We start from the raw sequence: 13,145 nt of genomic DNA on the forward strand, positions 1-13,145 counted from the left end.
TCAGGCCCTCCCGGAAAACCGGGATACCGCCCGGCGCGGATAGGCAGAAAATTCTTCCTCACGCCGCTGGGGAAGAGCACATGATTCACATCGTCGACGCCTCCAATCGCCGGCTCTATGCCGACCAGATCGAGGAGCATTTCCGTATCCGGCACAGCATCTATGTCGAGGAGCGCCGCTGGATGGAGCTGGAGCGCCCCGACGGACGCGAGGTCGACCAGTTCGACACCGAGGACGCGGTCTATCTGCTGGCGCTGAAAGACGGCAAGGTGATCGGGGGCTCCCGCCTCGTACCGACACTCTGCCCGCATCTGATGAGCGAGGTCTTTCCCTTCCTCGCCAATATCCGCGGCCTGCAGCGCGGCCCCGACATCGTCGAATGGACCCGGATCTTCGTAGTTCCCGAGTATCGCGGCCGCGAATCCACCGTGCTGCACAGCGTGCTCGCCGGCATGCTCGAATACTGCCTGGAGCAGAATTTCAGCGCGATCACCGTCGTGATGGAAACCTGGTGGATGCCGCGCTTCCTGGAGCTCGGCTGGGAGGTCAAGCCGCTCGGCCTGCCGACGATGATCGACGGCATGTCCTGCATCGGCACGATGATCAGCGTGACCGAGGAGGCCTGGCGCAACACGCTCGCATTCAAGCGGATCGCGGCCCCGACACTGGTCGACCGGCGGCATGGACCGAGCATCATCGAGGAAAGGCGAACCAACCATGTATGACGAGCGCACTTATTCGCCCTTGTCCACCGAGGAACGGCAAGACCTTGGAAACGCGCTGGCGACCCTAATGACGCTGATGGAACGGTACCCGCGCTACAGCCCGCTGCTGGAGGTCGCGTCCCATTTCGACCTCCCCGACGATCTCTGGCTGCTGACGCAGGTCATGGGCCTGGACGAGGCCGGACGCTCGGCGCTGGTGCAGCTCTTCCTGCTGACCAATGGGACGGTCCAGGCCAAGCCATTGAGCCAGGACGCCGTCATGCTGGTGAGCCATGATCTCGGCGCCATCTACGAGCGGACCCGGGACCACGAGCGCGCGGTGGCCTCACCTCACGACGCGTGAGGTCCGGCTTCAGGGGCCAGCGGGGAGCTCCTCCCCTGTGTTGGTGGGTGGCGGAACCTCAACAAAGAACCCTCTCCTGTAAGGAGAGGGCAGGGTGAGGTGTCGGCCGTTATACGCTGGAGCGCAGCCTCACCGTCGCGTGTGGTTGGCTCGACGCTTTACTGGTCAAGGGGCCGACACCTCATCCCTGCCCTTCTCACTGATCTCGGGCTTGCCCGAGATCAGCACTCAAGGTGTCGAAGTCGGGTAAACCCGACTTCGATGCAGGAGAAGGGTTCCCCGCGCTTGACTTACGCCCTTGCCAGCCAAGCCTCCATCCCCGCCGCCGCCGCGACGCCGGTGGCGAAGCAGGCCTGCAGCAGGTAGCCCCCGGTCGGGGCTTCCCAGTCCAGCATCTCGCCGGCGACGAAGACGCCGGGCAGCGCCTTCAGCATGAAGTCGGGTGCGACCGCGCCGGCTTCGATGCCGCCGGCGCTCGAAATCGCGCGCGTGATCGGGGCGAGGCCAGTCAGCGTCAGGGGAGCGGATTTGATCAGCGTCGCCAAGGCCGCTGCGTCCTCAGGCAAGCGCGGGCTCGCCTCGCGCAGGAGCGCGATCGCGACCGGCGACAGGCCCGCCGCCTTGCGCAGATGGTTGCTCAGCGTCTCGCCCTTGCGGCGCTTCGCCAGACGTTCGACGAGGCGGGCCGTCTCCATGTCGGGCCGCAGATCGAGCGTGACCGCCGCCTTGCCCTCGCGCAGGATCGCCTCGCGCAGCAGGCCCGACAGCGCATAGACCGCGCCGCCCTCGATGCCGTCGGCATCGATCATCGCCTCGCCGGTGGCCTGACGCTCGCCAAAGCGGATGACGATGCGCTTCAGCGGCGCGCCACTGAAGCGCTCGCGCATCATCGCCGACCAGGCGACGGTGAAGCCGCCATTGGCGGGCAGCAATGGCGCGATGGCGACGCCACGCGCCGCGAGCAGCGGCACCCAACCGCCGTCGGAACCGAGCCGCGGCCAGCTCGCGCCGCCCAATGCCAGCAAGGTCACGCCGGGCCGGATCGTTTCGACCCCGCCGTCGCGGGTCCGGAAGGTCAGCGCGCCGTCGGCGCTCCAGCCGGTCCAGCCCATGCCCGATGCGAGTTTCACGCCCTGCCCTTCCAGCCGTCGCAGCCAGGCGCGCAGCAGAGGCGAGGCCTTCATCGCCCTGGGAAAGACGCGCCCGCTCGTACCGACGAAGCTGTCGGCGCCGAGCCCATCGGCCCAGTCGCGCAAGGCCTGGGGCGGGAAGGCGCGGATCGCCGGTTCGAGCCAGGCCTGCGCGTCGCGATAGCGCGTCAGGAACTGGTCCAGCGGTTCGGAATGGGTCAGGTTCAGCCCGCCGCGGCCGGCAAGCAGGAATTTGCGCGCCGGCGAGGGCATGCGGTCATAGATCGTAACGGCGTGGCCGGCGGCCGACAGCCGCTCGGCGGCGATCAGGCCGGACGGACCGGCGCCGATGATCGCAATGGATTTGTTTTGCATCGGGAGGGCTTGGGGCCGGCGGGCGCGCGGGTCAAGCGCGATCGTCATGCCCGGGCTTGACCCGAGCATCTCATGCCGAACCGAATGGTGCTTCATGCGGCTGGAGCTTCTCGGGGCAAGCCCGAGAATGACGCGGCATCACCCCCGCGCAAAGGTCTCGTCGAAAGCGTAGCCCGCACCGCGTACCGTACGCAGCGGATCCTTGGCATCGCCGGGCGTGATCGCCTTGCGCAGGCGGCCGACATGAACGTCGACCGTGCGCTCGTCGATATAGACGTCGCGCCCCCAGACGGCGTCGAGGAGCTGCGCGCGGGAATAGACCCGGCCCGGCGCCTGCATCAGGAATTCGAGCAGGCGGAATTCGGTCGGGCCAAGATGCAGTTCCGCGCCGGAGCGGCGGACGCGCCGCGTCGTGCGGTCGAGCTCGAGATCGCCGGCCGCGAGCAGCCCAGCGACATGGCCAGGCTTCGCCCGGCGCAGCAGCGCCTGGATGCGCGCGATCAGTTCAGGCAGCGAGAACGGCTTGACCACATAGTCGTCGGCGCCTGTGGCGAGACCGCGCACGCGCTCGGTCTCCTCGCCGCGCGCGGTGAGCATGATGATCGGCACGCGCTCGGTGTCCCTGCGCGTACGCAGGCGGCGGCAGAGCTCGATGCCCGACAGGCCCGGCAGCATCCAGTCGAGCAGGACGAGGTCGGGCGTGTGGTCGCGCAGATGCAGTTCGGCATCGTCGCCGCGGGCGACGCTGTCGACCTCGAAGCCCTCGGCTTCGAGATTGTAGCGCAGGAGCAGCGTGAGCGGCTCCTCGTCCTCGACGATCAGGATGCGTGCGGGCATGTGCGTTTCCGATGACGAACGTTATTGACCGGCCGTGGCCTCGACATTGATGTCGGTGGTGTCGAGCTTGGGACGGCTGAGGTCGAGCGACTCGCCGGTGACGAGATAATGGATCGTCTCGGCGATGTTGGTGGTGTGATCGCCGATGCGCTCGACGTTCTTGGCGCAGAACAGGAGATGCGTGCAGAAGGTGATGTTGCGCGGATCTTCCATCATATAGGTCAGCAATTCGCGGAAGAGCGAGGTGTAGAGCGCATCGATCTCGTCGTCGCGGCGCCAGACCTCCATGGCCTTCTGCTCGTTGCTCGCGGCATAGGCGTCGAGCACGTCCTTGAGCTGGGCCTGGACGAGCCGGCTCATATGCTCGAGCCCGACCACGGCGCGATGCGGCGGCTGGAACTGGCCGGAGATCGCGACTGCGCGCTTGGCGATGTTCTTGGCGAGATCACCGACGCGCTCGATGTCGGCAGCGATGCGGATCGCCGAGATCAGTTCACGCAGGTCGTTCGCCAGCGGCTGGCGCCGGGCGATGGTCAGGACCGCGCGCTCCTCGACATCGCGCTGCAGATTGTCGAGGCGCTGGTCGGCGCTGATCACCTTCTGGGCGAGCGTGGTGTCGCGGCGCACCAGCGCCACGGTGGAATCGCCGAGCATGCGCTCGGACATGCCGCCCATCTCGGCGAGGCTGCGGCGCAGCCCCTCAAGTTCGGCGTCGTAGGAGCGGACGATATGTTCGGTCATCGCGGCGGATCCTCTGGAAGCGAAAACAGGGTTCGACAGTCAGCCGAAGCGGCCGGTGACATAGTCCTGCGTCTGCTTCTTGTGCGGGTTCATGAAGATGGTGTTGGTCGGCGCGAACTCGATCACTTCGCCGAGATACATGAAGGCGGTGTACTGCGAGATACGCGCCGCCTGCTGCATGTTGTGGGTGACGATGACGATGGTGAAATCGGTCTTGAGCTGCTCCAGAAGATCCTCGATCTTGCCGGTCGAGATCGGATCGAGCGCCGAGGTCGGCTCGTCGAACAGGATAACCTCCGGCTTCTGCGCGATGGTGCGCGCGATGCACAGGCGCTGTTGCTGGCCGCCCGAGAGGCCCATGCCGGACATCCTGAGCTTGTCCTTGACCTCGTCCCAAAGGGCGGAGCGGCGCAGCGCGCCCTCGACGCGGTCGTCGAGTTCCGACTTCGGCGGCTTTTCATTGAGCCGGATGCCGAAGGCGACATTGTCGTAGATCGACATCGGGAAGGGCGTCGGCTTCTGGAAGACCATGCCGATGCGCGAGCGCAACTCGTTCACATCGACATCGTTGGAGATGACGTTGCGGCCGTCGAGGATGACTTCGCCGGTCGCGCGCTGCTCGGGATAGAGCGAATAGATGCGGTTGAAGACGCGCAGCAGGGTCGACTTGCCGCAGCCCGAAGGGCCGATCAGCGCCGTGACGTGGCGGTCGCGGAAATCGAGATTGATGTTCTTCAGCGCCTTGTGCTCGCCGTAGTAGAAATCGAGGTTCTTCACCGCGATCCTGACCGGGGCTTCGGCATCGAGCGTTTGGGGGCTCAGTTCCAGCGTCGAAAGCATCGACTTCTTCCTTCAGATCGAACGCGACGAGGGTTCAGGATGGCTGTTCACTTGCTGCCGCGCACGATACGGCGCGCGATCAGCGAGAGCAGCAGGATCGAGACGGTGATGATCAGCGAACCGGCCCAGGCGAGCTGCTGCCAGTTCTCGTAAGGGGCGGAGGCGAATTGGTAGATCGTCACCGGCAGGTTCGAGACGCCGCCCGAGAGCGTCGGCGAGAACCAGAAATTGTTGTTCAGCGCGGTGAAGATCAATGGCGCGGTTTCGCCGGCGATGCGGGCGAGCGCCAGCAGGATACCCGTGACCATGCCCGACTTTGCCGCCCGCCAGGTGACGCTGGTGATGACGACGGAGGGCGGGGCGCCGAGCGCAGCCCCGGCCTCGCGCAACGGCCCCGGAACCAGCCGCAGCATGTCCTCGGTGGTGCGCACGATGACCGGGATGGCGATGATGCCGAGCGCGACGCCCCCGGCCCAGCCGGAATAGCCGCGGAAGGGCTCGACCAGGATGACGTAGACGAACAGGCCGATCAGGATCGAGGGTGCCGAGAGCAGGATGTCGTTGATGAAGCGGATCAGATTGGCGAGCTGCGAGCCCTTGCCATATTCGGCGAGATAGGTGCCGGCGAGCACGCCGATCGGCGTCGCCACCACGATGCCGAGGAAGGTCAGCACGATCGAGCCGACGATGGCGTTGGCAAGGCCGCCCCCTTCGGAACCGGGGCCGGGCGTGACCTGGGTGAAGGTGGCGAGCGAAAGCCCGCCGACGCCCTTCACGATCAGCATGCCGAGAATCCAGAACAGCACGAAGATGGCGAGGAAGGTGAAGCCGGTGGCGATCAGCTTCATCGCCTTGTCGGCGGTGCGGCGCGAGGCGCGCACGCGGCCCCATTCGGCACGAGGTGTCTGGGATCCGACGGAGGGGGTCGTCATGCTCATGATCGGCCTGCCTTATCAGTAGGTCTTGACGCGCGAGACGAGGATGCGCGCGATGACGAGGACGACGAAGGTGACGAAGAACAGGATGCAGCCGAGCGCAATCAGCGCGTTGAGCTGCAGGCCGAGCGCCTCGTTGAACTCATTGGCGATGCGCGAGGCGATGGTCGAGCCCGGATCCAGGATCGAGGCCGAGAGCCGGTTGGCGTTGCCGACGACGAAGGTCACCGCCATGGTCTCGCCGAGCGCGCGGCCAAGGCCGAGCATGACAGCGCCGATGATCGAGACGCCGGCCTGAGGCACCAGGACATGGCGCACGACCTCCCAGGTCGTCGCCCCGATGCCATAAGCGCTCTCGCGCAGCACGGAGGGGATCTGCTCCAGCATGTCGCGCGTGATCGAGGCGATGAAGGGGATGATCATGAAGGCGAGGATGATGCCGGCGGTGAAGATGCCGAGCCCCGAGGGCGAGCGCGAGTAGAGCACCGTGCCGACGAGCGGCAGGCCTTCGACGATGTTGGAGAGCGGCACCTGAACATAGGCGGCGAAGAGCGGCACGAAGACGAACAGGCCCCACATGCCATAGATGATCGAGGGCACGGCGGCGAGCAACTCGATGGCGGTCGCGACCGGCTGCTTGAACCAGGGCGGGGCGAGCTGCGTCAGATAAACCGCGATGCCCAGCGAGAGCGGCACGCCGATGACGAGTGCGATCAGCGCGGTCGAGAGCGTTCCGACGATAGCCGGCCAGGCGCCGTACTGGTCGTTCTGGGTGTCCCAGACGCTGGAGGTGATGAAGCCGAAGCCGAATTCGCGGAAGGCGGGCCAGCCGCCGACGACCATCGACAGCATGATGCCGGCGAGCAGCACCAGCACGAACAGCGCGGCCAGGAAGCTGGCATTGCGGAAGACGATGTCGAACGTGCCCTTGGGGGTCTTGCGCAGCGGCGCGGCAGCAGCGGGCATCGTCTGGGTCACGGCGGTCATCCGCGGGGCTCCGGTAGCGTGGGTTGTCCGTCATTCCTGGGCGGAGCGAAACGCAGGCCCGGGAAAGCCGGGGCTGCGCCTCCTGAATGAGATGGCCGGGCCAGGCCCGGCCATGACGGCAAGCGATCAGAAGATCGGCTTGCCGGAGTTGTCGACGACGCCCTTCCAGGCAGCGCGGACCATGTCCTTGACGTTGCCCGGCAGCGGCACGTAGTCGATGCCGGTCGCGAGCGCGTCGCCGCTCTTATAGGCCCAGTCGAAGAACTTCAGCGCGGCCTGCGCCTCTTCCGGCTTCTCGGGCTTGGCGTGGACGAGGATGAAGGTCGCCGAGGTGATCGGCCAGGCCTGCGCGCCCTTCTGATTGTTCAGCGAGATGCCGAAACCGGGAGCTTCGTTCCAGTTGGCGTTGGCGGCGGCAGCCTGGAAGGCCTTGTCGTCGGGCGCGGGATAGTTGCCGTCGGCGTTCTGGACCAGCGCATAGGCGAGCTTGTTCTGCTTGGCATAGGCGTATTCGACATAGCCGATCGAGTTGGCGACCTGCTTGACCGAAGCGGAGACGCCCTCGTTGCCCTTGCCGCCGATGCCGACCGGCCACTGGACCGACTGGTTGGCGCCGATCTTGGTCTTCCAGTCAGGCGAGACGCGCGACAGATAATCGGTCCAGACGAAGGTCGTGCCCGAGCCGTCCGAACGATAGACCGGGTTGATGCTGGCGTCGGGCAGGGTCACGCCGGCATTGAGCGCGGCGATCTTGGGATCATTCCACTTCTTGATGTCGCCGAGATAGATTTCGGCGATGAGCTGGCCCGTGAGCTTCAGCTTGCCGGCCTCGACGCCGGCGATGTTGATCGCGGGAACGACACCGCCCATCACGGTCGGGAACTGGATCAGACCTTCCTTGGTCAGGTCCTCGCCCTTCAGCGGGGCGTCGGTGGCGCCGAAGGCGACCGTCTTGGCCTTGATCTGGCGAATGCCGCCGCCGGAGCCGATCGACTGATAGTTGAGACCGATATTGGTCTCCTTCTTATAGGCTTCAGCCCATTTGGCGTAGATCGGGAAGGGGAAGGTCGCGCCGGCGCCGGTGATGTCGGCAGCCTGGACGGCACCGGACAGACCGATCGAAGCGGCGGCGAGAATGAGAATTTTGCGCATTGAGATGTCCTCTCTGGATCGCATGTTCAGCGGCCCCGTCAGAACACCTTCTGTGTGACAGACAGATGACATCTTGTCATCAAAGCCGTCACAAACGATTCAGAGCGCCCAACATTCGCGCCGCGATCGGCAAGACGGCACCTGTCCGCACACCGTTTGGCGGCTCATGCACGCCGGCACGATATTGCTGGAACCGCTCTGCCGTCACAAGCCGCGACAGGTGCTCGCAGCGCGGCAAGTGCGGCAGCTTCACACCGACCCGAAAAAGCACCTGCTCATGCTGGCGCATCGACAGCGTTTGCCGCTCGCGGCGGTCACATGACAATGCCGCGGCCGCAAGGATCTCCGCTCAGAAGATGAATTCGTCCAGCGCATCCGCGGGCGCCGCAGCGACGGCGGCCGCCGCTTCCTGATCCGGAATACCGCACTCAGCCATCACCGCCTTATGGATCGCGCGCTCGGCAGCCATGGTGTAGCTCGGCCAGACATGCTGCTGGAACAGGTCGCGCAGGCAGGCCACCGCCCCCTGATCGAGCTCCTCATCCGCCGCGGAACGGGCGAGTTCGTCGGCCGCGGAGGCGATCAGATCGCTCATCGCGCCGGCATTGGAGAAGGACAGCCTCGCCTCGGCAAGAACGGTACAGAAACCGCCGCCCTCCCGCGTCAACTGATCGAGCGTCGCGCCAAGACGATCGCCCGTCTGGCGCATGGCGGACAGCGAACCGCGCATCGCCTGATCGAGCGCGGCGAAATGAGCGGCATCGAGCCTGCCATCGCCTTTGAGGCCAGCCGCGGCGACCTGCATCCGCGCAAAGGTCGGCGCCAGCCGATCGGCGTCGCCGGCGATCTGGTCAGCGGCGAGTTTCAGCTCCTGGGCGATGACGACGAGGCTGCGCCCACCCGTGCCGACACGGGCCGCGCGCAGGCCCGCATTCATGCCGATGAGCACGATGCTGGTCACGGTGTCGGCCAGATTGGCGACCGTCTGCTGGCAGGTTTCGAGCACTGTCGCGAGGACCTCAGTGACGCGATCGACCCCGGAACGCGCCCGATCGCATTTGCCGAGCAGATCGGAGGCCTGCGCCAGATCGGCTTCGAGATCGGAAAGGAAGGAGGCGGAGCTGGCACCGTCCCCCTGATACAGCGAACGCACGAGGTCGAGCAGGCCGACCGTGTCGCCGGCGAGCAGCGCCAGCGCCGCCTCGATCGCCTCGGCATCGCCGCCGAGCGTGGCCGCGCTCTCCCGAAGCTGAGCCGACTGCAGGCGGCGCAGCGCCAGAATGCCCGCCCGTCTTTCGCCTTCGCTCAATCCGGCGCCAATGCCTGTCCCCTCCGTGAGCGTGCCGACCAGCCGCAGGGCCGCGAGCGCATGCTCGAGCCGCTGCCTGATGCTGTCGCCTGATTGCAAGGCGATGATCGCGCCACCGGCCGCGGCCGCGATCCTGCCGGAATGGGCCGCGGCATCATGCGTCAGCGCGACGCTGCGTTGCTGGCGCTCCGCCACGATGGCAAGCGTCTGCTCCAGATTGGTCGCCAGGTCCGCGAGAGCGTGGCCGTAATGTCCGTCGAAATCGCGCTGCGCCGCGAGCGCCGAGCCGAGCAGGCTGCCCAGGCGTTCATAATCGCGGGCGCAAGCCTGGATGGTGCGCTGCGCCTGCGTCGTCAATGTCATGATCTCGCTGGTGAAGTCACCGAAATCGCGCCCCGCGGCCTGGATCGAAACGGCCTCGATGCGGGCGCTGCGGGCGAGGATCGTGATCAAGCGCATATGGTCGAGCAGGCGATCCAGCGCCTGGGATGCCGCGTTGCCATGCGTCGCCAGCTCGCGCAACGTCGCCGTCTCGCCCTGAAGGCCGTCGTTGATCGCTCGCAACTCGCCAGCGAGCCCGGCCAGGGCCGCGCCAGCCTGGGCGATCTCGCTGCCGGCCAGTTCGCTCGACAAGGTCGACAGCCGCTCCTTCAAGGTCTCGAACAGGCTGAGGCCCTCGCCAAGCTGGCTACCTGCACGCGCAAATGTCTGGTCGATCTCCCGCGCGCTCGTCTCGAGCGAATGGATCAGCCTCGGCAGGCCCGCACCGTCCTTGATGACCATCACGCACTCAACCCCAACCCAATCCAATCCAAAACTGATTCAAGCGCTGCGCGCGGTCTCGGCGACGCCGGACAGGCCCGATTGCGGCCATGCCATGATCTCCTGCGGCACCCGCGAGAGCTTGACGATGCGCTCGGCCGCGCCGAGATCGATCGCTTCCTTGGGCATGCCGAAGACGACGCAACTCTCCTCGTCCTGCGCCAAGGTCCTGGCGCCGGCCTTGCGCATTTCGAGCAGGCCGCGCGCGCCGTCATCGCCCATGCCGGTCATGATCAGGCCGAGCGCGTTGGCACCGGCATATTGCGCTGCGGAACGGAAGAGCACATCGACCGAGGGACGATGGCGCGAGACGGGCGGGCCGTCCTTGATGGCGACGCGATACTGCGTGCCGGCGCGCTGCAGCAGCATGTGCCGGTTGCCCGGCGCGATCAGGACGCGGCCGGTGGAGACCTCGTCGCCATCCTCGGCCTCCTTCACCTCCATGGCGCAGATGCCGTTGAGGCGGTTGGCGAAGGCAAGCGTGAACTTCTCGGGCATGTGCTGGACCACGGCCATGCCGGGGCAATTCGCCGGCAGCTGCTGCAGGACCTCGCGCAGCGTCTCCGTGCCGCCCGTCGAAATCCCGATGCAGATGATGCGATCGGTCGCATGGCGCACGCGCCCCGGCACCGGCGGCGGCATCATGACGTCGGCGGTGAGCTTCTTCTCAATCTGCATGCGCGCCTCGCGCGGCCGCAAACGAGCCTGCGCCGCCGCCCGCACGGCATGGCGCAAGCGATCGGCGGTCTCCATCAAGGCGTTGCGCGTGTCGATCCGCGGCTTGGGCAGGACGTCGACCGCACCGGCCTCAAGCGCATCGAACAGCGCCTTGGAACCGGCCTCGGTCAAGGTGGAGCAGATGATCACGGGGATCGGCCGCTGCGCCATGATCTTGCGCAGGAAGGTCAGGCCGTCCATGCCCGGCATCTCGATATCGAGGATCATGACGTCGGGGAGTTCGGTCTGCAGGCGGCGCGCAGCGGCGAAGGCGTCGGCCGCCGTCCCCATCACCTCGATGCCGGGTTCCTCGCTCAGGATCGTGCTGAGGACCTGGCGCACGGAGGCAGAATCATCGACGATGAGGACGCGGATGGGCTTGCGGGTCATGCTGCAATCCTCCTGGCGACGGCCTGAGCGACCTGATAGGTCGTGGGCGCCACGGATTGCAGCCCGGGAACGCCGCTGCCGGCCATCGATTCCGAATGGCCGAGCATGAGATAGCCGCCCGGGCGCAGGTGCGACACCAGGCGAGCGATCACGGCCTGCTGCGTCGGTTTGTCGAAATAGATCAGCACATTGCGGCAGAAGATCACATCGACGTCGCGGTCGAACGGATAGCTCTCGTCCATCAGGTTGAGCCGCTCGAAGTTGACGGTGCGACGCAGCTCGGGCGCGATCCTCACGACATCCTCGCGCGGATTCTTCGCCCGCATCAGATAGCGCTGCTGCATGGCCGCGGGAACAGGAGCGACGAACTCGCGCGGATAGATCGCCGTGCGCGCATCGCGCAGCACCTCGGTCGAGATATCGGTGCCGAGAATCGAGAAGCGCAGTGGCTTGCCTGCATTGACCAGATCCTGCAGCACCATCGCCATCGTGTAAGCCTCCGCCCCGGTAGAGCAGGCTGCACTCCAGATCTTAAGATTGAGCGGTCGCTCCCCGCGCTGGCGGGCGAGCTGTGGCACCGCGACGTCGCGCAGGAATTCGAAATGGCTGGGCTCGCGAAAGAAGTCGGTCTTGTTCGTGGTGACGCAGTCGATGAGATTGACCAGCTCGGCGTCGAGCCCGTTCTTCTTGAACAGCAGATCGCCATAGGCCGTCAGGTTGGCGAGACCGAGCGCGCGCAGACGCTTGCGCAGGCGCCCCTCCACCATCGTCCGCTTCGTCTGCGGCAGCTTGATGCCGACGCGCGTCTCGATGACCTCGGCAATTGCGGCGAAATGCCTGTCGTTGAGGCGGTCGAAAGCTTCGGGATGCGGCTGCTTCATCGGTCAGGCGGCCTCTTCGGCGGATGACGCAGCGAAGCCGGGCAGATCGTCGCTCGCCATCAGCCGTTCGAGATCGAACACGACGATGAAGGCCTCGCCCTTGCGTCCGATGCCGGCGATGTAGCTCGATTTCCAGCGGCCGCCGACATCGGGGGCGGCTTCCGTCTGGTCGGCGTCGAGCCCGGTCACCTCGAAGACGCGATCGGCGACGAAGCCCACGCCCATCGTACGGCCCTTGACGGGCACGTCCAGGATGATGATGCGGGTGGCGTCCGTCGGCTCGGCGCGCGGCAGTCCGAGCTTGGTGCGCAGATCGACGATGGGATAGCCGGCGCCACGCACGTCGATCATGCCCAGCAGGAAATCGGGGGCATGGGGCAACTTCGAGATCGGCCGCATGTCGAGGATTTCCCGGACGTTACGGATGTCGATGCCGAACAGTTCCTTGTCTATGCCGAGCGTCAGATATTGGGCGGTATCAGCCATGATGACCTCTTGGGAAATGCAGAAATGAGAGGGACCGGCAGCCGCCCGGCCCCGCGACTGGCGGAGCCGGGCCTCAGCCTCGTCAGGCCCGGTGGAAGGCGGCGTCCTGCTGGTCCTCGCCACCATCCAGCTCAAAGGCGAAGCCGCCATTGGCGACCTTTTTCGCGGCGCGGACAGGCGCCTTCCTCGGCTGGATCGCGGCGGCCATGCTGGACGCCTTGCCACGCAGCTGCTTGACCGCCTTGTCGACGTTAGCCGGCCGCACCGGCGCCGCGCGCCCGCCGTGATCGTCGATCCTGAAGAATGCGATTGTCGTCTGGAGCTGCTCGGCTTGGGCTGCGAGCTCCTCGGAGGTGGCGGAGACCTCCTCGGAGGCGGCTGCGTTCTGCTGCGTGACCTTGTCGAGCTGCTGGATCGCCTGGTTGATCTGCGTCGAGCCGACATCCTGCTCGCGGCAGGCTGCCGTGATCTCCTC

General features: G+C 66.2%; 13 protein-coding genes and 1 pseudogene. 2 read left to right on the forward strand and 12 right to left on the reverse strand.

Annotation, left to right across the window (positions count from 1 at the left end; genetic code table 11):
* Positions 1-80: 80 nt before the first annotated feature.
* Positions 81-725, forward strand: coding sequence for an acyl-homoserine-lactone synthase (locus CYD53_RS27300; RefSeq protein WP_103721238.1), 645 nt, complete (start codon positions 81-83; stop codon positions 723-725).
* A complete protein-coding gene (locus tag CYD53_RS27305; RefSeq protein ID WP_146056018.1) occupies positions 718-1,068 on the forward strand; it encodes a hypothetical protein in 351 nt (116 codons plus the stop codon). Before CYD53_RS27300 ends, CYD53_RS27305 begins: the two co-directional genes overlap by 8 nt.
* Positions 1,069-1,358: 290 nt before the next feature.
* Here the strand turns inward: CYD53_RS27305 and CYD53_RS27310 are convergent, their stop codons facing one another.
* The 12 genes and pseudogenes from CYD53_RS27310 to CYD53_RS27370 form a co-directional block, all read right to left on the reverse strand.
* A complete protein-coding gene (locus tag CYD53_RS27310; RefSeq protein ID WP_103721256.1) occupies positions 1,359-2,573 on the reverse strand; it encodes a TIGR03862 family flavoprotein in 1,215 nt (404 codons plus the stop codon).
* A gap of 138 nt (positions 2,574-2,711) precedes the next feature.
* Positions 2,712-3,410, reverse strand: coding sequence for a phosphate regulon transcriptional regulator PhoB (gene phoB / locus CYD53_RS27315; protein WP_069689660.1), 699 nt, complete (start codon positions 3,408-3,410; stop codon positions 2,712-2,714).
* A gap of 21 nt (positions 3,411-3,431) precedes the next feature.
* Positions 3,432-4,151, reverse strand: coding sequence for a phosphate signaling complex protein PhoU (gene phoU / locus CYD53_RS27320; protein ID WP_103721240.1), 720 nt, complete (start codon positions 4,149-4,151; stop codon positions 3,432-3,434).
* Positions 4,152-4,190: 39 nt separating this feature from the next.
* Entirely contained in the window at positions 4,191-4,991 is an 801-nt protein-coding gene (gene pstB, locus CYD53_RS27325; RefSeq protein ID WP_103721241.1) for a phosphate ABC transporter ATP-binding protein PstB, read from the reverse strand.
* Positions 4,992-5,038: 47 nt separating this feature from the next.
* Positions 5,039-5,929 (reverse strand): phosphate ABC transporter permease PstA, encoded by an 891-nt coding sequence (gene pstA / locus CYD53_RS27330; RefSeq protein ID WP_425428352.1) that lies wholly within the window; start codon positions 5,927-5,929, stop codon positions 5,039-5,041.
* Between the two features lie 15 nt (positions 5,930-5,944).
* Positions 5,945-6,913, reverse strand: a complete 969-nt coding sequence (gene pstC, locus CYD53_RS27335) for a phosphate ABC transporter permease subunit PstC (RefSeq protein WP_103721242.1) — start codon at positions 6,911-6,913, stop codon at positions 5,945-5,947.
* 126 nt (positions 6,914-7,039) lie between these two features.
* Positions 7,040-8,065, reverse strand: a complete 1,026-nt coding sequence (gene pstS / locus CYD53_RS27340) for a phosphate ABC transporter substrate-binding protein PstS (protein WP_103721243.1) — start codon at positions 8,063-8,065, stop codon at positions 7,040-7,042.
* A gap of 349 nt (positions 8,066-8,414) precedes the next feature.
* Entirely contained in the window at positions 8,415-10,157 is a 1,743-nt protein-coding gene (locus tag CYD53_RS27350) for a coiled-coil domain-containing protein (protein WP_146056019.1), read from the reverse strand.
* Positions 10,158-10,196: 39 nt separating this feature from the next.
* The gene (locus tag CYD53_RS27355; protein ID WP_103721246.1) at positions 10,197-11,303 is read right to left on the reverse strand and encodes a protein-glutamate methylesterase/protein-glutamine glutaminase; all 1,107 of its coding nucleotides are present in this window, start codon (positions 11,301-11,303) and stop codon (positions 10,197-10,199) included.
* Positions 11,300-12,184 (reverse strand): CheR family methyltransferase, encoded by an 885-nt coding sequence (locus CYD53_RS27360; protein WP_103721247.1) that lies wholly within the window; start codon positions 12,182-12,184, stop codon positions 11,300-11,302. Before CYD53_RS27360 ends, CYD53_RS27355 begins: the two co-directional genes overlap by 4 nt.
* A gap of 3 nt (positions 12,185-12,187) precedes the next feature.
* The gene (locus tag CYD53_RS27365; RefSeq protein WP_103721248.1) at positions 12,188-12,670 is read right to left on the reverse strand and encodes a chemotaxis protein CheW; all 483 of its coding nucleotides are present in this window, start codon (positions 12,668-12,670) and stop codon (positions 12,188-12,190) included.
* 82 nt (positions 12,671-12,752) lie between these two features.
* Positions 12,753-13,145 (reverse strand): annotated as a pseudogene (locus CYD53_RS27370) (methyl-accepting chemotaxis protein); the annotation flags it as partial.

It is taken from the genome of Allobosea psychrotolerans (assembly GCF_002917105.1).
Taxonomy (GTDB): domain Bacteria; phylum Pseudomonadota; class Alphaproteobacteria; order Rhizobiales; family Beijerinckiaceae; genus Allobosea; species Allobosea psychrotolerans.